Origin of the sequence: Brevundimonas staleyi, assembly GCF_041893865.1 — a bacterium.
GTDB lineage: Bacteria > Pseudomonadota > Alphaproteobacteria > Caulobacterales > Caulobacteraceae > Brevundimonas > Brevundimonas staleyi.
Genome location: NZ_CP169082.1, coordinates 890,922 through 913,804 on the forward strand (window position 1 = coordinate 890,922; position 22,883 = coordinate 913,804).

20 protein-coding genes and 1 pseudogene are annotated in these 22,883 nt (G+C 66.9%); 12 read left to right on the top strand and 9 right to left on the bottom strand.

The window, feature by feature from the left end; translation table 11 throughout:
• The first annotated feature begins 129 nt into the window (after positions 1-129).
• The 6 genes from lepA (at position 130) to ACETK8_RS04525 (ending at position 6,302) form a co-directional block, all read left to right on the top strand.
• On the top strand, positions 130-1,938 hold the full coding sequence (lepA, locus tag ACETK8_RS04500) for a translation elongation factor 4 (protein WP_374038322.1): 1,809 nt from the start codon (positions 130-132) through the stop codon (positions 1,936-1,938).
• Positions 1,939-2,013: 75 nt separating this feature from the next.
• Positions 2,014-3,213 (top strand): DNA (cytosine-5-)-methyltransferase, encoded by a 1,200-nt coding sequence (gene dcm, locus ACETK8_RS04505; RefSeq protein WP_374038323.1) that lies wholly within the window; start codon positions 2,014-2,016, stop codon positions 3,211-3,213.
• Complete coding sequence (locus ACETK8_RS04510) at positions 3,206-3,658, top strand: very short patch repair endonuclease (RefSeq protein ID WP_374038324.1); 453 nt, start codon at positions 3,206-3,208, stop codon at positions 3,656-3,658. Before dcm ends, ACETK8_RS04510 begins: the two co-directional genes overlap by 8 nt.
• Positions 3,659-3,666: 8 nt before the next feature.
• Positions 3,667-4,875, top strand: a complete 1,209-nt coding sequence (locus ACETK8_RS04515; RefSeq protein WP_374038325.1) for a type II restriction endonuclease — start codon at positions 3,667-3,669, stop codon at positions 4,873-4,875.
• Positions 4,876-5,061: 186 nt separating this feature from the next.
• Positions 5,062-5,802: a hypothetical protein gene (locus ACETK8_RS04520; RefSeq protein ID WP_374038326.1), complete on the top strand. Its 741-nt coding sequence runs from the start codon at positions 5,062-5,064 to the stop codon at positions 5,800-5,802.
• A gap of 77 nt (positions 5,803-5,879) precedes the next feature.
• Positions 5,880-6,302: a response regulator gene (locus tag ACETK8_RS04525; protein ID WP_374038327.1), complete on the top strand. Its 423-nt coding sequence runs from the start codon at positions 5,880-5,882 to the stop codon at positions 6,300-6,302.
• Here ACETK8_RS04525 and ACETK8_RS04530 read toward each other — a convergent pair.
• Together ACETK8_RS04530 and ACETK8_RS04535 are read right to left on the bottom strand one after the other, a co-directional pair.
• Positions 6,279-7,031: a response regulator gene (locus tag ACETK8_RS04530; RefSeq protein WP_374038328.1), complete on the bottom strand. Its 753-nt coding sequence runs from the start codon at positions 7,029-7,031 to the stop codon at positions 6,279-6,281. The two genes, ACETK8_RS04525 and ACETK8_RS04530, sit on opposite strands and share 24 nt — an antisense overlap.
• Before the next feature lie 247 nt (positions 7,032-7,278).
• Positions 7,279-8,307 (bottom strand): annotated as a pseudogene (locus ACETK8_RS04535) (PAS domain-containing protein); the annotation flags it as partial.
• A 166-nt stretch (positions 8,308-8,473) separates the two neighbouring features.
• Between ACETK8_RS04535 and ACETK8_RS04540 the strand changes: the two are divergent.
• Both ACETK8_RS04540 and ACETK8_RS04545 read left to right on the top strand, forming a co-directional pair.
• Complete coding sequence (locus ACETK8_RS04540; RefSeq protein WP_374038329.1) at positions 8,474-10,030, top strand: AbgT family transporter; 1,557 nt, start codon at positions 8,474-8,476, stop codon at positions 10,028-10,030.
• Between the two features lie 56 nt (positions 10,031-10,086).
• Positions 10,087-11,841 (top strand): ATP-binding protein, encoded by a 1,755-nt coding sequence (locus ACETK8_RS04545; protein ID WP_374038330.1) that lies wholly within the window; start codon positions 10,087-10,089, stop codon positions 11,839-11,841.
• Positions 11,842-11,982: 141 nt separating this feature from the next.
• Here the strand turns inward: ACETK8_RS04545 and ACETK8_RS04550 are convergent, their stop codons facing one another.
• The 3 genes from ACETK8_RS04550 to ACETK8_RS04560 are packed head-to-tail and all read right to left on the bottom strand — an operon-like array spanning position 11,983 to position 15,319.
• Complete coding sequence (locus tag ACETK8_RS04550) at positions 11,983-13,089, bottom strand: HlyD family secretion protein (protein ID WP_374038331.1); 1,107 nt, start codon at positions 13,087-13,089, stop codon at positions 11,983-11,985.
• Between the two features lie 5 nt (positions 13,090-13,094).
• Positions 13,095-14,771: an MFS transporter gene (locus ACETK8_RS04555; protein WP_374038332.1), complete on the bottom strand. Its 1,677-nt coding sequence runs from the start codon at positions 14,769-14,771 to the stop codon at positions 13,095-13,097.
• Positions 14,768-15,319: a TetR/AcrR family transcriptional regulator gene (locus ACETK8_RS04560; protein WP_374038333.1), complete on the bottom strand. Its 552-nt coding sequence runs from the start codon at positions 15,317-15,319 to the stop codon at positions 14,768-14,770. Before ACETK8_RS04560 ends, ACETK8_RS04555 begins: the two co-directional genes overlap by 4 nt.
• A gap of 138 nt (positions 15,320-15,457) precedes the next feature.
• Between ACETK8_RS04560 and ACETK8_RS04565 the strand changes: the two genes are divergently transcribed.
• Together ACETK8_RS04565 and ACETK8_RS04570 are read left to right on the top strand one after the other, a co-directional pair.
• The gene (locus ACETK8_RS04565) at positions 15,458-16,180 is read left to right on the top strand and encodes a DUF305 domain-containing protein (protein WP_374038334.1); all 723 of its coding nucleotides are present in this window, start codon (positions 15,458-15,460) and stop codon (positions 16,178-16,180) included.
• 29 nt (positions 16,181-16,209) lie between these two features.
• Positions 16,210-18,054, top strand: a complete 1,845-nt coding sequence (locus tag ACETK8_RS04570) for an LVIVD repeat-containing protein (RefSeq protein ID WP_374038335.1) — start codon at positions 16,210-16,212, stop codon at positions 18,052-18,054.
• A 66-nt stretch (positions 18,055-18,120) separates the two neighbouring features.
• On the opposite strand, the gene ACETK8_RS04575 is transcribed toward ACETK8_RS04570, so the two are convergent.
• The gene (locus ACETK8_RS04575; protein ID WP_374038336.1) at positions 18,121-18,852 is read right to left on the bottom strand and encodes a hypothetical protein; all 732 of its coding nucleotides are present in this window, start codon (positions 18,850-18,852) and stop codon (positions 18,121-18,123) included.
• A 391-nt stretch (positions 18,853-19,243) separates the two neighbouring features.
• On the opposite strand from ACETK8_RS04575, the gene ACETK8_RS04580 reads away from it, so the two are divergent.
• On the top strand, positions 19,244-19,810 hold the full coding sequence (locus tag ACETK8_RS04580; protein WP_374039346.1) for an OmpA family protein: 567 nt from the start codon (positions 19,244-19,246) through the stop codon (positions 19,808-19,810).
• A gap of 157 nt (positions 19,811-19,967) precedes the next feature.
• Here ACETK8_RS04580 and ACETK8_RS04585 read toward each other — a convergent pair whose 3' ends face one another.
• Together ACETK8_RS04585 and ACETK8_RS04590 are read right to left on the bottom strand one after the other, a co-directional pair.
• A complete protein-coding gene (locus tag ACETK8_RS04585; protein WP_374038337.1) occupies positions 19,968-20,642 on the bottom strand; it encodes a bifunctional 4-hydroxy-2-oxoglutarate aldolase/2-dehydro-3-deoxy-phosphogluconate aldolase in 675 nt (224 codons plus the stop codon).
• A 308-nt stretch (positions 20,643-20,950) separates the two neighbouring features.
• Positions 20,951-21,145, bottom strand: a complete 195-nt coding sequence (locus ACETK8_RS04590) for a hypothetical protein (protein ID WP_374038338.1) — start codon at positions 21,143-21,145, stop codon at positions 20,951-20,953.
• 97 nt (positions 21,146-21,242) lie between these two features.
• On the opposite strand from ACETK8_RS04590, the gene ACETK8_RS04595 reads away from it, so the two are divergent.
• Positions 21,243-22,118: a three-Cys-motif partner protein TcmP gene (locus ACETK8_RS04595; protein ID WP_374038339.1), complete on the top strand. Its 876-nt coding sequence runs from the start codon at positions 21,243-21,245 to the stop codon at positions 22,116-22,118.
• On the opposite strand, the gene ACETK8_RS04600 is transcribed toward ACETK8_RS04595, so the two are convergent.
• Positions 22,101-22,850: a DUF5131 family protein gene (locus ACETK8_RS04600; RefSeq protein WP_374038340.1), complete on the bottom strand. Its 750-nt coding sequence runs from the start codon at positions 22,848-22,850 to the stop codon at positions 22,101-22,103. The two genes, ACETK8_RS04595 and ACETK8_RS04600, sit on opposite strands and share 18 nt — an antisense overlap.
• Positions 22,851-22,883 lie beyond the last annotated feature (33 nt).

Below are 22,883 nucleotides of genomic sequence, written 5' to 3' on the forward strand. Positions count from 1 at the left end.
CAGCGCCGCCCTCAAACGTGAAGCGGCGCCATTACTGCGATGTAATCCGTAGCGAATACGGTTGCGAAACGGCGTTCAGGCCGCGTCCCGTTGGCGCTGAGGCCCCGCCCATGCTAACCGCGCCGCACCATGACGACGCCCCCTATCGAACGCATCCGCAACTTCTCCGTGGTCGCCCACATCGACCACGGCAAATCGACCCTGTCCGATCGCCTGATTCAGGTGACGGGCGGCCTTTCCGCGCGTGAGATGTCCGCGCAGGTTCTCGACAACATGGAGATCGAGAAGGAGCGGGGGATCACTATCAAGGCGCAGACGGTGCGTCTGAACTACAGGGCCCAGGACGGGCTGGAGTATGTCCTGAACCTGATGGACACGCCGGGGCATGTGGACTTCGCCTACGAGGTTTCAAGGTCGCTGGCGGCGTGCGAGGGCTCGCTGCTGGTCGTGGACGCGTCGCAGGGGGTGGAGGCCCAGACTCTGGCGAACGTCTATCAGGCGATCGACAACAATCACGAGATCGTGCCGGTCCTGAACAAGATCGATCTGCCCGCCGCCGAACCCGACCGGGTCCGCCAGCAGATCGAGGACGTCATCGGCATCGACGCCTCCGACGCCGTCATGGCCTCGGCCAAGTCCGGCATCGGCATCGAGGATGTGCTGGAAGCCATCGTCACCCGCCTGCCGGCGCCCAGGGGCGAACTCGACGCCCCCTTGAAGGCCATGCTGGTCGACGCCTGGTACGACCCCTATCTGGGCGTCGTGCTGCTGGTCCGCGTCTTCGACGGCACGCTGAAGGCCGGCCAGCGGATCAAGATGATGCAGTCCGGCTCGACCCATCTGGTCGACCGCGTCGGCGTCTTCCTGCCCAAGAACACCCCGGTCGAAAGCCTGGGCCCGGGCGAGGTCGGCTTCATCACCGCCCAGATCAAGGAAGTCGCCCACGCCGCCGTCGGCGACACCATCACGGATGAAAAGAAGCCGACCGCCGAACCGCTGAAAGGGTTCAAGGAGGTCCAGTCGGTGGTCTTCTGCGGCCTGTTCCCGGTCGACGCCGCCGACTTCGAGGACCTGCGCGCCGCCATCGGCAAGCTGCGCCTGAACGACGCCTCCTTCACCTTCGAGATGGAATCCTCGGCCGCGCTGGGCTTCGGCTTCCGCTGCGGCTTCCTGGGCCTGCTGCATCTGGAGATCATCCAGGAGCGCCTGAGCCGCGAGTTCAACCTCGACCTGATCGCGACGGCGCCGTCGGTGGTCTACAAGATCGGCCTGCGCGACGGCTCCGAGATCGACCTGCACAACCCGGCCGACCTGCCCGACGTGATGCAGATCGACACGATCAGTGAGCCGTGGATCAAGGCCACCATCCTGACGCCCGACGAATACCTCGGCGCCGTCATCAAGCTGTGCCAGGACCGTCGCGGGTCGCAGGTCGAACTGTCCTACGTCGGGGCGCGGGCCCTGGTGGTCTATGAGCTGCCGCTGAACGAGGTGGTGTTCGACTTCTACGACCGGCTGAAGTCGATCTCGAAGGGCTATGCCTCGTTCGACTACGAGATCACCGGCTACAAGGCCGGCGACCTGGTGAAGATGAGCATCCTGGTCAACGCCGAGCCGGTCGACGCCCTCAGCATGCTGGTCCACCGCGCCCGCGCCGAGACGCGCGGCCGGGGCATGGTCGAGAAGATGAAGGAACTGATCCCGCCCCACATGTTCGTCATCCCGATCCAGGCGGCCATCGGCGGCAAGATCATCGCGCGCGAGACGGTGCGGGCGCTGCGCAAGGACGTGACGTCGAAATGCTACGGCGGCGACGCGACGCGGAAGAAGAAGCTGCTGGAGAAGCAGAAGGCCGGCAAGAAGCGCATGCGCCAGTTCGGCAAGGTCGAGATCCCGCAGGAGGCGTTCATCGCCGCGCTGAAGATGGATGAGGACTAACGGTCGAGTTCACGACTTGTTCTCCTGGCGGAAACCTGGCAGTCTGCAATCCTTGAGGAACGCGGAGAATCGACCGTGTCGGAGTACGCGAACATGGTGAAACAGGCGGGCCAGGCGACAGCCGACAAGGCTGTCGCGAATGGCTGGATCGACGGGCCAGCCAAGCCGGTTGCCGCGCAACCGAAGCTCAAGCTCGTTCGCGAAGACAAAAGCGAAGCTCCGGCGGAATTCACTTTTATCGACCTCTTCGCCGGCATCGGCGGACTGCGACGCGGCTTTGAGTCCATTGGTGGTCGTTGCGTCTTTACGTCCGAGTGGGACAAGTACAGCCAGAAGACCTACGCAGCGAACTTTCCCAACGACGACCACGAGATCAACGGTGACATCACCAAGGTCGCGGTTGGGGATATCCCGGCGCACGACGTGCTGTTGGCCGGCTTCCCCTGTCAGCCTTTTTCGATCGCAGGCGTGTCAAAGAAGAACGCGTTGGGCCGCGCGCACGGCTTTGAGGATAAGACGCAAGGGACGCTGTTCTTTGATGTGGCGCGGATAATCGAGCACCACCAGCCTGCGGCCTTCTTGCTGGAAAATGTTCGCAACCTGATCGGACATGACAAGGGGCGGACGTTCCAGACGATCAAGGACGTGCTGGAAAAGGACCTCGGTTACACCGTCGATTATCGTGTGATCGACGGGCGGTACTGGACTCCTCAACACCGCGAGCGGATTTTCATTGTTGGCTTCCGCGAGGATCAGGCGTTTCGGTTCGCAGATATGAAGGTGCCGGATGCCTCACCGAAGCTGGAAGTGATCCTGCATCCTGGCGACGGGTCAGAGGTTCCCGACCAGCGGTTCACTGTCGGCAACTCGGGTAGGGTCGCGGACAAGTACACTCTGACAGATCATCTCTGGAACTACCTCCAGCGGTACAAGGAGAAACACCAGGCGGCTGGCAACGGCTTTGGCTTTGGGCTCGTCGGTCCGGGGGACGTCGCCCGGACCCTGTCGGCGCGATACTATAAGGACGGTTCGGAAATCCTCGTGAAGCAGGAGGGGAAATCCGTTCCGCGCCGCCTGACCCCGCGCGAATGCGCACGGTTGATGGGTTTCGATTCGGCGCAGGGCAATGAGTTCATCATCCCGGTGTCGGACACCCAAGCTTATCGCCAGTTCGGTAATTCGGTTGTTGTCCCAGCGGTGAAAGCCGTCGCGGAACACATGAAGCCGCATCTGTTCAAGGCGCTCGGCAAGACACCAAAGCCTGCCGTTGGCTGACGTCGTCGATCCGGCGACCCGCAGCCGGATGATGTCCGGCATCCGGGGCAAGAACACCAAGCCTGAGTTGATAGTCCGCAAGGCGCTACACGCCCGCGGATTTCGCTATCGGCTGCATTGCAAACTTCCGGGAAAACCTGACCTGTGCTTGCCGAAGTATGGGGCGGTGGTCTTCGTGCATGGCTGTTTCTGGCACGGTCACGATTGCCACCTGTTCAAATGGCCATCGACGCGACCGGAGTTTTGGCGGGAGAAGATCGCGCGGAATCGCACCGTTGATGCTGCTGCATACGAGCAGTTGCAGACGCAGGAATGGCGGGTGGCAACCGTTTGGGAGTGTGCGTTGAAAGGCAGAACGCGCTTGCAACTGGAAGAGGTCGTGCAAAGGCTTGAGGGTTGGCTCCGATCTGACGTTGCGAGCCTCGAAATCGAGGGTACCCGTTAATGCCTGCCATGAGCCTGCCAGACTGGATCTCGGAGTTCTCGAAGCCCGATCATCTTTGGTACCTGAAGCGCCTGTCTGCGAATGATACGCTCGCCAACAAGTCTCATCAGGCAGGCCCCTACATTCCTAAGGAGCTGCTGTTTCGGGCGTTGCCCGGATTGGGCAACCCTGCTGTTGAAAATCCCCGGGTCCAGATCGATGCGTTCGTGGACTCCGGTACCGAGGCCCGCTCGGTAACGGCGATCTGGTACAACAATCGCCATTGGGGCGGGACCCGCAACGAGACCCGCGTCACGGGCTGGGGGGGAGGCGCATCGGCGCTTCTGGACCCAGACAGCACCGGTGCTCTGGCTGTTTTCGTATTCGCCAACGGCGCAATCGCTTCCGGCGCGACAGCGATCCATGTCTGGGTTTGCAGCGGCTATCAGGATGAGATGTTCGAAGATCTCGTTGGTCCGGTCGATCCTGGACGGGCGATCACCTGGAGGCCTGGTGAGCCTGTCAGCCTGTTCAACACGGGTGTTGTCCGATCTTCCTGCGCCATGGCTCCGTCCGAGATGCCGCCGCATTGGCTCCAAGCCTTTCCTAGCCCAACCGAGATTGTCCGGCGCTCTGTCGAGATGCAGCCACTTCAAAGCCAGACACCGGATGATCGCCTGATCCGCCGGCGGAAGTGCGAGTTTGAGATTTTCAAATCTGTCGAAGAAGCCATCGAGGCGCCCAAGGTGGCGGCCGGCTTTGCTTCTCTCGATCAGTTTCTAGTGTTGGCCCAAACGATCCTCCAGCGCCGCAAGTCACGATCGGGGCGTTCACTCGAACTCCACGCGCGAGAGATCTTCCTTGAGGAAGGGCTGGTTGAGGGCCACCAGTTTAGCCATGGGGGTGTCTCCGAGGGGGACAAGAAGCCCGACTTTCTGTTCCCGTCGGAACAGGCCTATCAGGACGGCAGCTTTCCCGAAGACCGCCTCCGCATGTTGGCCGCGAAGACGACCGCCCGGGACAGGTGGAGGCAAGTTCTCAACGAAGCCGACCGGATCAAGGTCAAACACCTGCTGACGCTCCAGGAGGGAGTGTCGGAAAATCAGTTCGCAGAAATGGAGGCCGCCAGCCTGCAACTCGTGGTGCCTGCGAACCTGATTGAAGCGTTTCCGGAGAGCGTGAAGCCGAAGCTGATGACGTTGGATCAGTTCATCTATGACGTGAGAGCCCTGGGCTAGATCAGCCCATGCCCATCAACGGAAGCGCCGCCTCCGCGTCGAGAGTGCCTGGCGGGATGGGGTTTGACCAGGCGGTGGGCGCCCCAAGTTGGCAAAGGATCGTTCGATTTCGCCTTCGGAAACAAAGGCCGGAACTTTTAAGAGCCATTTTGCTGGCGCCGTTTGGGGCGGCCCTAGACTGTGGGGATGACAAAAGCCTCCGCAGACGCGCCCGCCACTCATTTCCGTCTGGAGGCCGAGACCTGGGCCCTGGCCATCGAGGACTACAAGAACGGGGCGACGGCCAAGGAGGTCGGGGCCAAATGGATGGTGGCGCCGTCGTCGGTCTATCGACAGGCGGCGCTGATGGGGGCGGGCAAGCGCAATGTCGGCGACGCGCGGGCGCGGGCCCATGCGCGGTTGGTCGAGGAGGAGGAGGCGGCGCACCGGGCGATGAACCCGGTGGGATCGCGGGCGCTGAAAGGGTTGTTCAGACCGGCGCCGGCGGAGGACCACGACGCCTCGGACCCGGCGGCTCTGGCGCGGGCGGCGACCCTGGCCTCGGGGCGGGCGATGAAGGGGCGGCTGTGGGCCGAGGCCAAGGCTCTGGCCGGGCTGGCGGAGAGTTATGCACGGTTGGCGGACCGGCAGGCGGCGGTGGGGATGGACGCCTACAATGTGCCGCTGAGGGTGGTGGCCGAGGTGCTGGACGATGCGGGCGGGACGGTGTCGGACCGGCTGAGGATTCGGCCGGACAGGACCTTCGATCCGGACCTGCCGGTCAAGCTGCTGTGGCGGGAACGGTGCCGTCAGGTCGAGGCGGAGGTCGCTGCCGGGCGCGAGGCCGGGCTGAGCGAGGAAAAGGCGTGGGAGCGGGCGCTGGACAATCCGGCGCCCAGTGGGCGGGGACGGGGGCGGGGGCGGCGGTCGTCCGCGACGTCGCGGTGAGCGCGGAACGGGTTGCGTCGACGAACGGCGTCGCACAGGCTGGCGACTCTCCCCATCCGTCGTTGTGAGCGTTGACCGTGGCCGCCCGTATCCTGATCGCCGAAGACGAACCCGATATCCGCGACTATCTGGCCGCCGTGCTGAAGGCCGCCGGCCATCAGGTGACCGAGGTCGGGGATGGGGCCGAGGTGCTTACCAGGCTGGCGGAGCCGAAGCCGGATCTGGTGCTGATGGACCTGCACATGCCGGTGCTGTCGGGGCTGGAGGCTCTGAAATATCTGAGGATGGCGGCGTCGTGGGCCGATGTGCCGGTGCTGTTCCTGACGGCGTCGGGGGCGACCGAGGACATGGTGACGGCGCGGTCGCTGGGGGCGCGCGGCTATCTGGTGAAGCCGGTGCGGGCGGCAGACCTTTCGGCGAAGGTGGCCATGGTGATCGAGGACAAGAGCCTGGTCTGGCTCGACGACATCACCCAATCACGCTCGAGCCAGGGGGGCTGAACGCCTGACGGGCGGGTTTTCGGTCAGGGCCTCGGCCACAGCCTGGATCAATTCGGCCGAGGACAGGGGTTTGCCGACCATTCCCTGGAAGCCTTTCGCGCGCCAGGCGGGGGCGTCGGCGGCGTGGGCGTCGGCGGTGTAGGCGAGGATGGGGGCGGACTGGCTGGCGCCCGACAGACGGATGGCGCGCAAGGCCTGTTCGCCGTCCATCCGGGGCATGCGGGCGTCCATCAGGATCAGGTCGAAACGATGGGCCGAGGCCAGTTCGACGGCCTCGACCCCGTCCTCGGCATGGGTCACTTCGGCGCCGAAGCCGGCGAGGAAGAGCTGGGCCAGTTCGCGGTTGGCCGGGTGGTCGTCGGCGATCAGGATGGAGACGCCGTCCAGGGTGAAGGCGGGGGCCTCGGTCGTCGAAGCGGCGGTCGTGTCGGTGGGAGCGGCGACGGCGGGGGCCTGGATTTCGAACCAGAAACGGCTTCCCTGACCCAGGGTGCTGTCGACGCCGACGGAGCCGCCCATGGCTTCGCTGAGGCCCTTGCAGATGGCGAGGCCGAGGCCCGTGCCGCCGGCCTTGCGCGTCGCCGAGCCGTCGATCTGGGAGAAGCGCTGGAACAGACGGCCGGCCTGTTCGGGCGTCATGCCGGGCCCGGTGTCGACGACCGAGGCGGTCAGGCGGCCGTCGGTCCAGCGCATGTCGAGCTCGACCTTGCCGGCCTCGGTGAACTTCACGGCGTTGGAGACGAGGTTCAGCAGGATCTGGCGGACGCGGTCGGGGTCGATCTCCAGAGATCGGGCCTCCGGCGCGATGGAGAGGGACAGCGTCAGGTCCTTGGCGCCGATCTGGGGGGGCGAACAGCTCCATCACGTCGCGGGCCAGGCGTTCGACGTCGGTCGGCTCCGGGCGGATCGAGACCTGACCGGCCTCCAGCTTGGAGAAGTCCAGGATGTCGTTGACCAGGCACATCAGGGAGCGGCCGGCGTTGTCGATGCGGCGCAGGTAGTCGCGGGTCGTGGCGGCGACGTCGGTCTGGGCCATGGCCAGGTCGGTGAAGCCGACGATGCTGGTGAGCGGCGTTCTGAGCTCGTGGCTCATGTTGGCCAGGAAGTCGGACTTGACCGAGGCGGCTTCCTCGGCGGCGACCAGGGCGGCGCGCTGTTCGGTGACGTCCTGGAACACGCCGTACAGCAGGGCGGGGTGGCCGTCGGCGTCCATGGCGCAGGCGCCCTTGGAGATGACGCGGCGCGGGCTGCCGTCCTTGCGGGCGAAGTCCAGCTCCAGCTCGTAGGGACCGCGACCGGCGACGGTGGCGTCGATGGCGGCGTTCAGGCGGACCTGATCGGACGGGGCGAAGAAGCCCATGGCCTCGTTGAACTGCGGGTCGAAATTGGCGCGGGTGACGCCGTAGATCTCATAGACCTCGTCGGACCAGAAGATGCGGCCGGACGGCATCTGGACGCGCCAGTGACCGACGCCGCTGAGGGCCTCGGACATGTTGAGCATGTCCTGCTGCTGGCGACGGCGGTTCTCCGAGCGGGCGCGTTCCAGCTCGGACACGACCAGCTGGGCCAGGGTTGTCAGCTGCTCCAGCTGAGCCTTCGAGGGGCGGGCGCGGGGCACGGTGTCGATGACGCACAGGGCGCCGAGATTGAACCCCGTCGACGAGGTCAGAAGCGCGCCGGCGTAGAAGCGGATGCCGGGCTCGCCGGTCACCAGCGGATTGTCGCGGAAGCGAGGGTCGAGGGCGGCGTTCTCGACCACCATGACGCTGCCCGGCGGCAGTTCGATGGTCAGGTTGCAGAAGGCGTCCTCGCGCGCGGTCGAGCAGGGATCCAGCCCCACGCGGCCCAGCAGCCACTGGGTGTCGTCGTCGATCAGATTGACCGAGGCCATGGGGCAGTCGAACAGGGCCGCCGCCATCTCGGTCGTGCGTCTCAGCACCGGGCTGTCGAGCGTGTCGCTCTGCCGATAGGTGCGAATTTCGATCTGGCGGTCGGTGACGGTCATGAACGGGATCCGGGGGGACGTGTCCAGTTACCGACATTTTTCTTAGCGGGCGCTTAAGCACGATCCCACGCCCCACGGACCGGCCGGCGAATATGTCGCGGGCCGGCGCGCTTGCGCCGACCGGGGCGGTGAAAGCTATTCGGGTGCTGACGATGGAGTGGACCGGATGAGCGCAGGCTCTGGATTTCTGAATGTGGTGGAGCGGATCGGCAATCGGTTGCCGGATCCCGTCTTCCTGTTCCTGTGGTTGATCCTGGGGCTGGTGGTGCTGAGCCTGGTCGGAGCGGGGCTCGGCTGGTCGGCGGTGAACCCGGTGACGGGCGAGCTGATGGCGGCCCAGAGCCTGTTGTCGCGCGAGAACCTGGAGAAGCTGATCATCGGCATGCCCCGGACGCTGGCGGACTTTCCCCCGCTGGCGATCGTGGTGACCATCATCTACGGCGCGGCGGTGGCGGAGCGGACCGGGCTGTTCGACAGCGCCATCCGGGGCGCGCTCTTGAATGCGCCGAAAGCCATCCTGACGCCGGTGGTGGTGATCGTGGGGATGATGTCCCACCATGCGTCGGACGCGTCGTATGTCGTGGTCATCCCGCTGGCGGCGGTGATCTTCGCGGCGGCGGGGCGGCATCCGCTGGCGGGTCTGGCGGCCGGGTTCGCGGCGGTGTCGGGCGGCTATGCGGGCAATCTTTTTCCGGGATCGCAGGACGCCCTGATCCTGGGCATCACCGAGCCGGCGGCGCGGCTGATCGACCCAAACTACTCGGTCAATATCGCGGGCAACTGGTTCTTCATCATCGGGGTGGTGGTGGTCTTCACCCCCATCGTCTGGTTCCTGACGGACCGGGTGATCGAGCCGCGTCTGGGCGCCTGGACCCCGGTTCCGGGCGCGTCCCAGAAGGCGGCGACGCCGGAGGAGCAGGCCCTGACGCCGGCGCAGAAGAAGGGGCTGGCATGGGCCGGTCTGGCCATCCTGGGCATGATCGCCCTGTGGACCCTGCTGACCCTGATGCCGGGGTCGCCCTTCATCGATCCGGAGGCCGAGCCGGGGCAGGCGTTCAATCCGCTCTATCGGTCGCTGATCGCCTTCTTCGCCATCATGTTCTTCGTCGCGGGCGGGGCCTACGGCGCGGGCGCGGGCACGGTGAAGTCGCACCGGGACATGGTGCGGATGATGGGCGAGGGGATCGCCCAGCTGGCGCCCTATATCGTGCTGGCCTTCTTCGCCGCCCACTTCGTGGCCATGATCAACTGGTCGGGTCTGGGGCCGATCCTGGCGGTCAATGCGGCGGCGGTGCTGAGGGAGGTCCACCTGCCGGCGCCGGTGCTGCTGATCATGGTGGTGCTGGTCTCGTGCGTGTTCGACCTGTTCATCGGCTCGGCCTCGGCCAAGTGGTCGGCCCTGGCGCCCATCGTGGTGCCGATGTTCATGCTGCTGGGCATCAGTCCGGAGATGACGACGGCGGCCTATCGGATGGGGGATTCGGTCACCAACATCGCCACGCCCCTGATGAGCTATTTCCCGCTGATCCTGACCTTCGCCCAGAGATGGGACCCCCGGTTCGGTCTGGGATCGCTGATGGCGACCATGCTGCCCTATGCCGGGTCCTTCCTGGTGGCGGGGCTGATCATGGTGGCGGCCTGGGTGGCGCTGGACCTGCCGCTGGGGCCGGGCGTGGGCGTCCACTACGAGCCGGCGGCGCCGATCACCCAGGTTGCGCCCTGAGGTTGATTCACCGGATGTCAGTGTTCGGCCGCTAACTCCGGAGACGGAGGGCGCGTATGAGCCATATCGAGTATCTGGGGTCGTTGCTGTCGGCGACGGCGAACGAGCGGCGCAAACAGGTGCCGGTTCGCGTGTTGCTGGCGGCGCTGGTCGCCTGGGCGCTGCATAGCGCGGGGCAGGGGCCGTGGATCCCGGCGTGGCTGGGCGCCGTGGCGGTGATCCAGGCCTTCGAGATCCTGGCGATGTTCCGCTTCCGCCAGTCGACCCGGACGCCGCGCGTGGTGGACACGCTCTTGGCCCTGACCTCGACCTTCATGATGGCGGCCCTGTTCGCGGGGACGGCCGTAGCGATCTGGGCCATCGACGGGCGGGGGCTGCAGGGCTTCGCCATGCTGATCATCGCCGGCGGGCTTCTGACCAATGTGGCCTCGGGGATCGAGGCGCGGTCGATCTTCTTCGTGGGGGCGACCCCCTATCTGGTCGCGCTGGCGGCGATGCCGGTCATGGCGATGGCGGGCTCGACCTCGGGCGATCCGATCCTGACCAGCCTGGGGTCGCTGCTGTTCGTCGGCGCGATCATCAATGTCTATTTCCGCGTCCATGCGGCGCGTCTGGCGGAGCTGAAGGCGCGGGGCGAGGCCGAGCATCGGGTGCAGCAGGCCGAGGCCGCGATGGCCGACCGGGCCGCGATGGCGGCGATCATCAGCCATGAACTTCGCACCCCGGTCAGCGCCATCCAGGCCGGGGCGCAGGTCATTCTCGACGACACCGCGCCGGAGCAACGCGTGGAGACGGCCGAGCTGATCGTGGACGCCAGCGGCCTGATGACACGGATGCTGAACGATCTGCTGGACCACTCCAAGATGGAGGCGGGGGCGATGTCGCTGGAGGCGCGCGACTTCGACCTGGCCGGAATGATCTCGGACACCGAGCGGTTCTGGCGCGCACAGGCGGCGGAGAAGGGGCTGACCCTGACGGCGACGACGGTGGCGCCGGACCTGTGGCTGTCGGGCGATCCGTACCGGCTGCGCCAGGTGCTGAACAACCTGCTGTCCAATGCGATCAAGTTCACGGCCCGAGGCGCGATCGACGTGCAGGTGGCGGTGACGTCGCCGACGCTGGAGACGCGACGCCTGAGCATCACCGTGCGGGATCAGGGGGCGGGCATTCCGGCCGAGGCGATGGACCGGCTGTTCACTCCGTTCGCCCAAGGGTCGTCGGAGGTGGCGCGGACCTATGGCGGGACCGGGCTGGGGCTGAAGGTCAGTCGGGATCTGGCGCGACTGATGGGCGGCGACCTGACGGTGGAGAGCGAGGCGGGCAAGGGGGCGGCGTTCACGCTGAGGGTCACCCTGCCGGTCGGGCAGGCGGTCGCCTCGGGCGTCGAGACGGTGGAGACGGTGACGCCGCAGGCGCGTTTGCGGATCCTCGCGGTCGACGATCACGAGATCAATCGCCGGACCCTGGCCCTGGTGTTGCAGCCGCTCGGGGTCGAGCTGGCGACGGCGTCGGACGGGATGCTGGCGCTGGAGCTTCTGGCGCGACAGGCGTTCGACGTCGTGCTGATGGACGTCAACATGCCAGGCATCGACGGCAACGAGACGACGCGTCGGCTGAGGGCGTCGGGCGGGGTCAACGCCGATGTGCCGATCATCGGCTTCAGCGCCGGGACGGAAGCCGATCAGGTCGCGGCCTGTCACGCGGCGGGGATGACCGACTGGCTGGCCAAGCCGCTGGAGCCGCACAAACTGTATGAGGCGTTGCACCGCGCGACGGCGGTTCAGCGGGACGCCTTGGTCGCGGCGGCTTAAGCACTGCCCTCATCCGTGCACCCCAGCGAAGGCTGGGGTCCAGATGGAAAAGACGGCGCTGGATCAGAGGATCCGGTGCGTCATCCAAGCCGCCTGAATCTGTGATCTGGACCCCAGCCTTCGCTGGGGTGGACGGGTAAATTACCGCGCCGTCGTATCCACTCGCGCCACGACGGACATGCCCGGCGCGAGGCGGTCGAGGCCGTCCTGACCCGGGTCGAGGCGGATGCGGACGGGGACGCGCTGGGCGACCTTGGTGAAGTTGCCGGTGGCGTTGTCGGGGCGGATGACGCTGAACTCCGAGCCGGTGGCCGGGGCGATCCGCTCGACACGGCCGGTCAGGGTCTGGCCGCCGAGGGCGTCGATGGACAGTTCGGCGGGCTGGCCGGGGCGGATGTCGCGCAGCTGGTTTTCCTTGAAGTTCGCGTTGATCCAGAGGGCGTCAGGGACGAGGGCGGTGAGCTGGGTGCCGACCGCGACCTGCTGGCCCTGACGCACGCTGATCTCGCCGAGGCGACCGTCGCGGGGAGCGACGATGCGGGTGTTGCTCAGGTCGATCTCGGCCAGATGGACGGCGGCGCGGGCGCTTTCGACATTGGCCTCCAGGGCGCCCCGCCCGACGACAGATGAAGTGACGCCGGTCTGGGCGATGCCTTCCTGGGCGCGGGAGGCGGCGAGCTGGGCCTGGGCGGCGCGCAGGGCCGTGCGGGCGACGTCGACCTGGGCCTGGGCGACCCAGCCGCCTTCGAACAGGGTCTGGGAGCGGTTGAAATCGGCCTGGGCCTTGGCGACCGAGGCTTGGGCGCCGGCGATGTTGGCCTCGGTCTGGGCGACGGAGCCGCGGGCCGAGGTCTGCGACTGGGTCGAGTTGGCCAGTTGCGCTTCGGCGGCGTGCAGCGCGGCCTGGGCCTGCTCCAGACGCTGGCGATAGATGCGGTCGTCGATGGTGGCGATCAGGTCGCCCTGTTTGACCGTCTGGAAGTCCTGGACGGCGACGGCGGTGACATAGCCGGTGACCTGGGGCGCGACGACCGTCACCTGGCCCCGGACATAGGCGTTGTCGGTGTGCTGGACGCCCGAGGTGAAGGGCGGCAGGCGCCAGGCCCAGAGGATCAGGCCGATCCCGATCACGGCGGCGGCGATCAGGACGACGGCGAACAGGACGCGCTTCTTGGGAGCCTCTTGGGGCGGCTGGACGACGGGAGCCGGGGCGGCGGCGGGAGCGACGGGGGCGGTGGTGTCGGTCATGGGTCTTACTCGACGGCGGCGGCGGCCGAGGCGGCGTCGCGCTCGGCCAGCCGCGCCTGCAGGCGGGGGCGGAAATGGTTGAAGGTCACCCAGGCGCAGCCCAGGGCGGCGAAGATCGACATCAGGAGGAAGACGTCGTTGTAGGCGAGGACGTGGGCCTGTTGCGTGATCTGCTGTTGCAGCAGGACTTGGCCCTCGGCGGCGCGCAGCGTGGGGTCGCCGAGGGTGCGGGCGTAGGCGCCGGAGAGCTGTTGCAGGCGCTGGACGACGAGCGGGTCGCCGAGGGTGATGCTCTCGGAGAGTTGGCTGGAGTGGTATTTCTCGCGGACCGTCTCCAGCGTGCCGATCAGGGCCGTGCCGATCAGGCCGCCGATGTTCTGGCCCATGCTGAAGACGACGATGAAGCTGACCAGGTTCTGGGCGCCTTTCTGCAGCACCTGACCGACGCCCTGGATCATGGCCGGGCCGATGAAGAAGGCGGCGGCGAAGGCGAGCATCGTCTGGCTGAGATAGAGCTGGGCCGGGCGGGTCAGGACGGTCGCATGGCTGTCGATGAAGGCGCCCACCGCGATGAGGGCCAGGGCGATGGCGATGGGCTTGTCGAGCTTCGCCGGGTTCATGGTGAAGGCGCTGATCAGGGAGCCGGCGGCCGTGGCCAGAAGGATCAGGCCGAACAGGCCGTGCATCTGATCGGGGCCTACGCCCAACTGGGTCATCAGGCCCACGGCGCCCGTGGTCTGTTCCGACAGGACGATGCGGACGCCGATGATCACCAGGGCCAGTCGGACGATGACCGGGCCGGACAGCCAGGACAGGTTGATGAGCGGGGTCTTCCTGTTGAACTCGACCAGGAGGGCGGTGGTCAGGAGGACGATGGAGCCGATCAGGGCCCAGCCGATCCAGGCGGCTTCCGTCCACCAGACGATGCGGCCCAAGCCCAGCACGGCGCACAAAAGGGCGATGCCCGGGGCGAACAGGGCGAAGGTGACGAAGTCGAGCGGGTCGAAGACCTTCATCTTCTCCGACGGCGGCAGGCGCAGGGCGAAGACGGCGGCCAGCGACAGGAGGCTGAGGCCCAGTTCGAAGGCGTGAAAACCCTGCCACTCCGAGAGCTCGACCAGGTGGTTGGAGAAGAGACGGACGGCGGGAAGCGCCAGGCTGGAGGCGCCGATGGCGAGGATCAGACCTTTCAGCCTGTGCGCCGCCGGGAAGGCCTGGATGGTGTAGAGGAAGCCCAGCGACGTCAGGGCGGCGGCCGCCATGCCGGCGAAGGCGCGCACGATCAGGGTCGAGCCGTAGTCCTCGAAGAAGAAGGCGCCCACGGCGATCAGGACGTAGGCGATCAGGAAGATCTGGGCGAAGAGCCTGAGGCCGTACTGCTGCCTGAACTTGATCAGCAAGAGGTTCATGCAGGCGTTGGTCATCACATAGACGACCGGCAGCCAGGCCGCCTCGGTGGTGGAGACGCCGAGCGCCCCGACGAGCTGCTGGGTGTTGGCGGTGATCATGGCCGCGCCGATGCCGCCGGTCGCGGTGACCAGCATGCCGACCGCGCCGTAGGCGAGGCGATAGGGCAGGGTGTGGTCGGGGGTGGCGGGCGAGCCGGGCAGCATCGGCCGCTCGTGCGGCTGAAGCGTCTCGACATACTGGGCCCAGGGCAGGGCGTAGTTGCGCCGGCTCATGGTTCAGCCCTCACGGCGTCCAGCACGAGGCTGAGCGAACGGCGGGCGAGAGCGTTCCGCTCGGCCGGGGCGGCGTTGTGCAGGGCCGCGCCCAGCATGGCCGAGAGGATGCGGATGTCGGCGGGCTTGATGTCCGGACGGACGAGGCCGGCGGCTTGGGACAGCTTCAGCGCCGGGGTGGCGGCCTTGACCAGGGCCTGACGGAGCGGGGTCAGGATCTCGGGCGACGGCGCGGCGCGGACGACGCCGGCGAGGGCCGTATTGCGGTTCAGGTGCTCGGACAGGGCCTCGAGGAAATGCAGGAAGGCCTCGGGGTCGGCCGGGTCGGCGAAGCGTTCGCCCAGGCTTTCGACCTCGACCAGCAGGACGGCCAGGGCGATCTCGGTGCGGTTGGCGAAGTTGCGATAGAGGGTGGCGCGCCCGACGCCCGCCTGTTCCGCGATGCGATCGAGGGGGGTGTCGATGCCTTCCTTGGCGAAGACGTCGGCGGCCGCGCGCAGCAGGGCGGAGCGGCGATCGGCGGCGTCTTTTCGCAGGGGGCGGGTCATCGTGAGCGCTAAGTGGACACGGGTGTCCACTTTCTCAAGGGGCTGGGCGCCGAGATTTCTGCGACGGCTTGCCCAATGGCGTTGGAAGCGCCTAGTCTGGATTGTGGCCGGATTGCGCCATGATGGGAGTGGCCACGCGTGCGCTTTGAGTTCGGCATCCTCGCGGCCCTGACGGCGGGCCTCCTCGCCGGACCGGCCCTCGCCCAGACCCCGCCCCCCGCCTCGCCGCCGATCTTCCAGCCCGGCGCGCCGGGTCAGCCGTCGCGGATCGTGACGCCGGAACAGGCGAAGGAGCTGGGCCGGACCAGCTTCACCGAGGCCGACGTCGCCTTCATGCAGCATATGATCGTCCACCACGCCCAGGCGGTGGAGATGGTCGGCCTTCTGGAGACGCGGGGCTCGGATCGTCGGGTCAAGCTCCTGGGGAGACGCATCGCCCTGAGCCAGGAGGCCGAGATGGCGATCATGCGGAACTGGCTGGAGGAGCGCGGCCGGCCGCTGGAGATGCAGGGCATGGATCACGCCGCGATGGGCCACGGCGCTCATGACGGGATGGATCACGCCGCCATGGGGCATGCCATGCCCGATCCCGACGACACGCCGGTGATGGCCGGGATGCTGACGCCGCGCCAGATGCGGACCCTGGCGGCGTCGGAAGGCCCCGCGTTCGACGCCCTGTTCCTGACCGGCATGATCCAGCACCACCAGGGGGCCATCGACATGGTCCATGCCCTGATGGAGACGCCGAACGCGGCCCAGGACACCCTGTTGTCCGACTTCACCGCCGCCGTCATCGCCGACCAGCAGGCGGAGATCCTGCGCATGCAGTCCCTGCTTTCCGAACTTCCGACCGCCTCCTGATCCCCCTTCCGACACCGAGAGAGCCGACCATGAACGTGAGAAAGACCCTCCTGACCTCGGCCTGCGCGCTCGGCGTGCTGCTGGGCGCGACCACCGCCATGGCGCAGCAATCGTCGTCCGGTGGTTCGGTCCAGGTGATCGCCGCCGACGCCCGTTCGGCCCTGTCCGCCGGTTTCGAGGACGCAGGCCAGGCGGTTCTGGGCATGGAGTTGATCTCCCACACGCCGCACGCGCCGGGCTTCGGCACCGACCAGACCATGTTCTCGCCGCCCCGGACCGACGAGGAGCGCGCCGCCATGCGCACGGCGGCCGAGGGCAATCGCAGCTTCAGCCCTCTGGGCATGGCCAACTCCGACATGGCCGTGTCGAACGGCAAGCTGTTCGTCGGCAATTTCAACGGCTTCAACGCCTATGACGTCACGGGCGACGCGCCGCGTCTGGTGATGTCGGTGGTCTGCCCCGGCGGCCAGGGCGACGTCTCGGTCCACGGCAATCTGCTGTTCATGTCGGTCGAGGAGAACCGGGGCCGCATCGACTGCTCGGGCGCGGGCAACGAGGGCGACGTCAGCGCCGAGCGCTTCCGCGGCGTCCGCATCTTCGACATCTCCGACCTGAACGACCCGCGCCAGATCGCGGCGGTCCAGACCTGCCGGGGCTCGCACACCCACACCCTGTTGCCCGATCCGTCCGACCGCAACGTCCTCTATGTCTACGGCCAGGGCACCTCGAGCGTGCGCAAGACCGGCGAGCTGGACATCTGCACCGACGGCCAGCCGGACGAGAACCCCGAGACGGCCCTGTTCTCCATCGACGTCATCAAGGTGCCGCTGGACCATCCGGAGAACGCCGAGCTGGTCAACCGTCCGCGCATCTTCGCCGATGTGACGACGGGCCGGGTCGCCGGTCTGTGGCGCGGCGGGCGCGCCGGTCTGGCCAGCCAGAACACGGCCCAGACCAACCAGTGCCACGACATCACCGTCTATCCGGAGATCGGCCTGGCCGGCGGCGCGTGCAGCGGCAACGGCATCCTGCTGGACATCTCCGATCCGGTGAACCCGAAGCGGACCTCGGACATCTTCGATCCGGACATGGCCTACTGGCACTCGGCCACCTTCAACAACGCCGGCGACAAGGTGGTCTTCACCGACGAGTGGGGCGGCGGCACCAGCCCGCGTTGCCGCGCCGAGGATCCCGCGACCTGGGGCGCCAACATGGTCGCCACCATCGAAGACCGCACCCTGACGCCCCGCAGCTTCCACAAGCTGCCGTCGGCGCAGGGCGAGACCGAGAACTGCGTCGCCCACAACGGCAACATCATCCCGGTGCCGGGTCGCGACCTGATGGTCCAGTCCTGGTATCAGGGCGGCATCTCGGTCATGGACTTCACCGACCCGATGAAGCCGGTCGAGATCGCCTATTTCGACCGCGGTCCGATCAGCGCCGAGCGCATGTACGTCGGCGGTTCGTGGTCGGCCTATTGGTTCAACGGCCGGGTCTATTCCAGCGAGATCGCGCGCGGTCTGGACGTGCTGAAACTGATCCCGTCGGACCAGCTGTCGGCGGCAGAGATCGCGGCGGCCGAGGCGATCACGGCCAATGAGATCAATCCCCAGCTGCAGACCCGCATCACCTGGGCCGACAGCCCGGACGTGGCCGCCTCCTACGTCGACCAGCTGGCCCGCACCGACGCCATCGCCGACGACCTCGAGGCCCGCACCCGCACGGTGATCGAAGGCTGGCGCGGCGGTACCGCCGACAAGCGCGCGGCGCGTCGTCTGTCGACCGAACTGGCCACGGCGCCGGAAGGCGCGACGGACGCGACCAAGGCGCGTCTGACGGCCCTGTCGGCCCTGCTGGGGCGTCTGGCGGCGTAAGTCTGCGTACAGGTTGAAGGCCTTGAGGGCGGCGGGAGAGATCCCGCCGCCCTTTCTCTTTTGGGGTCAGCCCGCGCCGGTCAGGTCGGACCAGCGCCACTGGCTTTCGCCGAGCGCCAGGCGGGGGCCGTCGGCGTCATCCTCCAGCGTCAGAAGGACCAGGCCACGCACGGACTGGCGGCGGCATTCGGCGGGGGCGAAGGCGATGGCCACGGCGATGGCCTGACGCAGGCCCGCCAGACCGCGCCCGGCCTCGCCCGGATTGGTGACCCAGTCGCCGTCCCAGACCAGCAGCGCCCGGTGCGAGGCGGACAGGGCGCTCTGGGCGCGGGCGGCGGATGCGATGACGCCGGGGTTGCTTCTGAGCGCGTCCTGCACCCGCTGGACCATGTCGCAGCGGCCCGCGCCGGTCCCGGAGCCTCCGCCCCCGCCCGCCGCGCCGTCCCCCCCGCCGCCCGAGCCCGAACCCGCCGTGGCCGCGCCGGCCAGCTGGGCCATCGTCAGGCCGGCGGGCGGCGGGGCGGGCGCGGGACCCGGCGGGGCGGCGGCGACCCGCAGGGGTTCGACCTCCGGCGGGGCGGGACGGGGCGTGCGCGGCGCGGCCGGCGGACGGGGACGGGGCGTCGGCGGGGCGAGGGTGGTCGGGGCGGGCGGTTCGGCGGCTTGGGAGGGCTCGGCGGGGCCCGGCGGCGGGTCCGGTTCGGCGACCGGAAGGGGCGGGGGCGGCGGGGTCAGGGAGACCATGACCGGATCCGGCGAAGGCTCCACGGAAAAAATCGTCGGGGTCGGGGCGACCATCAGGAAAGCCGCGAGACCCGCCAGATGGGCGCCGACGCTGACGGCCAGACCGGGCGCCCAGGCGCGGCGTGAAGGCTTCGTCCGCCCACGGCGGATTTCTCGCTTTTCCGTTTGGCTTTCGACGCTTGGGGGCAAGGGACCGCCCGTTTCGGCGACGCGCGATGCGTCCGGAAGCGTCTTTCAGAGCACCCGGAGACGTCAGGATCGTGGCGCCCGCCCGACGACGTCCGACCACGGATCTTATGGTCAAGGTGCCGGATTCATGCCGCATCCCGGTCATTCCAAGGCCTTTCAGCGTGTCCCAGATCACATCCGCGCGACATTCGGACGTGGCGCCCCGGCCTTTCAGGAGACGACCTTGACCCCCTCCCAGACCCTCTCGATCCCGACCATGAACCTCCGCCCGGTCCTGATGACCGGCGCCGTCCTGGCCCTCGGCGTGCTCGCCTCGGGCTGTGTCGCCACGCGCGGCTTCGTCCGCGAGGAAGTCGCGGTCGTCGACCAGAGGGTCACCGCCACCGACACCCGTCTGGGCGTCGTCGAGGGCACGGCCAACGACGCCCTGCAACGCGCCACGGCGGCCCAGCAGCTGGCCGAGGGCAAGTTCATGTACGAGGTCGTCCTGTCGGACGACTCGGTGAAATTCCCGTCGGACCGCGACGCCCTGTCGCCCGAGGCCGAGGCCCGTCTGACGGAACTGGCGAACCGGCTGAAGGCCGAGAACGTCAACGTCTACCTGGAAATCCAGGGCCACACCGACAGCGCCGGCCCGGAAGCCTATAACGACCAGCTGGGCGCCGCCCGCGCCGAGGCCGTGCGTCGCTCGCTGAGCCGCCAGGGCATCGCGCTCAACCGCATGGCCACCATCAGCTACGGCGAGGAAGCCCCCGTCGCCGACAACTCCACCGCCGAAGGCCGCGCCCAGAACCGCCGCGTGGCGATCGTGGTGCTGAGCTAACCGCCTTTTCCCTCCCCCTGCGGGGGAGGGTGGTCGCGCAGCGACCGGGTGGGGGCGGCAAGGCGAAACGGCACAAGACTGTCGCCACGTCGCCTGGCCGTCCCCACCCCGCCGATGCTCCGCATCGCCGACCCTCCCCCGAGGGGGAGGGAGAACGTTATTGCCCCGCCCGGAACGCCGCCACCGCTTCGACGGCCGCACGGACCGAGGCCTCGATCCCGGCCCAGTCCCCCGCCTTCACCGCCGCGTCGGTGACCAGCTTGGACCCCATGCCGGTCGCGACGATCCCGGCCCCGAACCATTTCGCGATGGAGGCGGGGTCGGGGTCGACGCCGCCGGTCGGCATGATCTTGGTCCAGGGCATGGGCCCCATGACCGCCTTGACGAAGTCCGGCCCGCCGACCGAGGCGCCCGGGAACAGTTTCACGATATCGACGCCCAGGGCTTGCGCTTCCACGATGTCGCGCACCGAGCCGCAGCCGGGGAAATAGGCGACCATCCGCTTGTTGCAGACCACGGCCACCTCGGGCACCAGCGCGGGCGAGACCACGAACCGCGCCGCGCGGTTCAGATACAGGGACGCCGTCCCCGCATCGATGACCGAGCCGATGCCCAGGATGACGTCCGGATCGGTGCGGCCCAGCTCCCGCGCGATGTCCCCGAACAGATCGACGGCGAAATCGCCCCGGTTGGTGAACTCGATGGCCTTGGCCCCGCCGCGCGCGCAGGCGCGGATGACGTTCATCGCCACCTCCGGGTCCGGGTTGTAGAAGACCGGACAGACGCCTTGCGCCTCGAGTGCGGTCAGGACCTGGGTGCGGGCGATGGGCATGGTGCGGGCTCCGGGGATGCCTCTTGGGGATCGCGGATCGACGACCCCCGCGTCAAGCCACTTCGGGTTTCACAGGGCCGATCCGGACTCCAAAACACCGTCCGAAGCGTCCGAAGAGTCCGAAGCGTTCGGATTGGCGTGGATCGTCCATGCGCTGACCTTCCGTAGCGGGACGAACAGTGTAGAGGCGTTTCGAGGGACGTTAAGGAAAAGGGCTCTCGAAAGATCGGGGCGTTGTTTCGATGGGGGAAATCGGACGATCCTTTGTCAACTTGGGGCGTCGCGCATCCTCCGAGAGGCGGGCGTCCCTACGCGGCCTTGCCGGTCTTCTTCGACTTCAGGTCGTCCAGTTCGCCGGGGGCGCCGGTGATCAGACGACCCTTCCAGCCCGGCGGCGGCAGGAACTTGCCGGACTTCTCCTCGCGCGTGCCGTGCTTGGCCGTCCACGCGGCGTCCTGACCGGCTCTCAGGATCAACTCGGGGTAGGCGAGGATGCTGAACATGAGGCGATCCTAGCAGAAGCAAGACGAGGATCGTTGCAGGGATTGCACATCTCAGCGTTGTGGGGCTGACTACAATGCTACGCTTAAGGGGAAGCCGTTGTCAGAAATCGGTGAGCATGAGTTTGGCAGCCTGTCGACGAGCCTCAAGCTTTCGATGGTCCAAGGATATCTGAAATCCTACGCCACATTGATGCGACCCAAGGGGTTCAAGCTTTGGTATATTGATGCGTTTGCAGGCACGGGGGAGATAACCAAACGCATCGCCGCCGAGGACACCTTAGTTGGCCACATCCCCGAGACGGTGGATCGCCGAAAGGGTTCGGCCCAAATTGCGATCGATATTTCTCCTCCATTCGATCGCCTGATTTTCATGGAGCAGAAGCCCAAACATGTCGCTGCGCTCGAGACGCTGAAAGCTAAATATCCCGACCGCGACATCACAGTTCACAAAGGCGATGCGAATGAGCTTCTGAAGCTCGCTCAAGGATGGAACGGGTGGAAATCCACGCGGGCAGTGGTGTTTCTCGACCCCTATGGCCTTCAGGTGGACTGGGCGACGTTGGAAGCTATCGCGCAGACGAAAGCTATGGACATTTGGTATCTTGTTTCGTTGTCGGGGCTCTACCGTCAGGCGACGAAAGATCCGTCCGACCTATGCGAAGTGAAACGAGCTTCGCTGACGCGTTTCCTGGGCACCAACGCGTGGGAGGAGGCGTGGTACAACTCCAAAGTCCAACCCAACTTGTTTGGAGAGGAATCTATCGAGACCAAGAGGACTGGTGATCTCGGAGTGCTGGAAGGCTTTGTTTCTGAGCGCTTTAGAACGATTTTCCCAAGAGTTGCGGGCCCCAAAAGGCTTTACAACGATCAGGGCTCGCCGATGTTTTCACTGTTTTTCCTCATGGCGAACCCAAGCGACGCCGCTTGGAAAGCTGCGAAGCCCATAGTCGAGCATCTACTGAAGGCTGGGTAGCTCGTCCCACGTCTGCCCGCGGTATGTTCGTCCGGCCGCCTTCTTGTTCTTACCGCCCCACTGTTTGAAGAAGAACGCCGTGCGCGTGGCTAGGCAGGCAAGCCGGATTTCATCGACCCAGAGTTCCTCCATGGGGCGTGATCTCGGGCCGGATTCGCCGCCAACAATCGCCCAATGAATGCCGGTGAGATCCGCGCCTTTAACCGAACCGATCAGTGGTTCGAAAGAGACGAAGCGAACGATTGCTGGGGTAGCCCTCAGATCGTCGAGGCGTGACAGCACAGCAGCGTCTTCCACGCTGGTGCCAAGCCAAACATGCGCCAACTTAGGCAGGCCGAGCGATGTCAGAACTTCCCGCATGCGGTCGGGTCGTTTGGTCAGGATTTGGTATGTGTGGTGAGGCGTCCGTTCCATGACGGACCACACTCGCGCGATGAACTCGGCCGGCACGTCCGCGTGGAAGAGGTCCGACATGGAGTTCACGAAAATCTTGCGTGGCTTCTTCCACTTCAGCGGAATGTCCAGCGAGGCTTCGTCCAGCCGGACTTTTCCGGTCCACACGTAGCGTTGGCCGCTCTTGCGGGTCAGGCCCTCATATTTGGGGACGCCCATGGCCTCCAACCGCGCCGCCATGCGCATGGCGTAGCAGTTGGTGCATCCGGGAGAGATGACCAGACAGCCCGCGACCGGGTTCCAGGTCGCGTCCGTCCATTCGATGCTGGTCTCGGCCATGAGAACAAACCATGAACTAATTGCGTTTGAATC

Excerpts from the sequence above, each read along its gene's own strand:
- ACETK8_RS04600 (WP_374038340.1), bottom strand. The coding sequence starts at position 22,850 with ATGGCCGAGACCAGCATCGAATGGACGGACGCGACCTGGAACCCGGTC.
- ACETK8_RS04585 (WP_374038337.1), bottom strand. The coding sequence starts at position 20,642 with ATGCCCATCGCCCGCACCCAGGTCCTGACCGCACTCGAGGCGCAAGGC.
- ACETK8_RS04515 (WP_374038325.1), top strand. The coding sequence starts at position 3,667 with ATGAGCCTGCCAGACTGGATCTCGGAGTTCTCGAAGCCCGATCATCTT.
- ACETK8_RS04575 (WP_374038336.1), bottom strand. The coding sequence starts at position 18,852 with ATGGTCGCCCCGACCCCGACGATTTTTTCCGTGGAGCCTTCGCCGGAT.
- ACETK8_RS04545 (WP_374038330.1), top strand. The coding sequence starts at position 10,087 with ATGAGCCATATCGAGTATCTGGGGTCGTTGCTGTCGGCGACGGCGAAC.
- ACETK8_RS04580 (WP_374039346.1), top strand. The coding sequence starts at position 19,244 with ATGAACCTCCGCCCGGTCCTGATGACCGGCGCCGTCCTGGCCCTCGGC.
- lepA (WP_374038322.1), top strand. The coding sequence starts at position 130 with ATGACGACGCCCCCTATCGAACGCATCCGCAACTTCTCCGTGGTCGCC.
- ACETK8_RS04550 (WP_374038331.1), bottom strand. The coding sequence starts at position 13,089 with ATGACCGACACCACCGCCCCCGTCGCTCCCGCCGCCGCCCCGGCTCCC.
- ACETK8_RS04540 (WP_374038329.1), top strand. The coding sequence starts at position 8,474 with ATGAGCGCAGGCTCTGGATTTCTGAATGTGGTGGAGCGGATCGGCAAT.
- ACETK8_RS04590 (WP_374038338.1), bottom strand. The coding sequence starts at position 21,145 with ATGTTCAGCATCCTCGCCTACCCCGAGTTGATCCTGAGAGCCGGTCAG.
- ACETK8_RS04560 (WP_374038333.1), bottom strand. The coding sequence starts at position 15,319 with ATGACCCGCCCCCTGCGAAAAGACGCCGCCGATCGCCGCTCCGCCCTG.
- ACETK8_RS04570 (WP_374038335.1), top strand. The coding sequence starts at position 16,210 with ATGAACGTGAGAAAGACCCTCCTGACCTCGGCCTGCGCGCTCGGCGTG.
- ACETK8_RS04520 (WP_374038326.1), top strand. The coding sequence starts at position 5,062 with ATGACAAAAGCCTCCGCAGACGCGCCCGCCACTCATTTCCGTCTGGAG.
- ACETK8_RS04555 (WP_374038332.1), bottom strand. The coding sequence starts at position 14,771 with ATGAGCCGGCGCAACTACGCCCTGCCCTGGGCCCAGTATGTCGAGACG.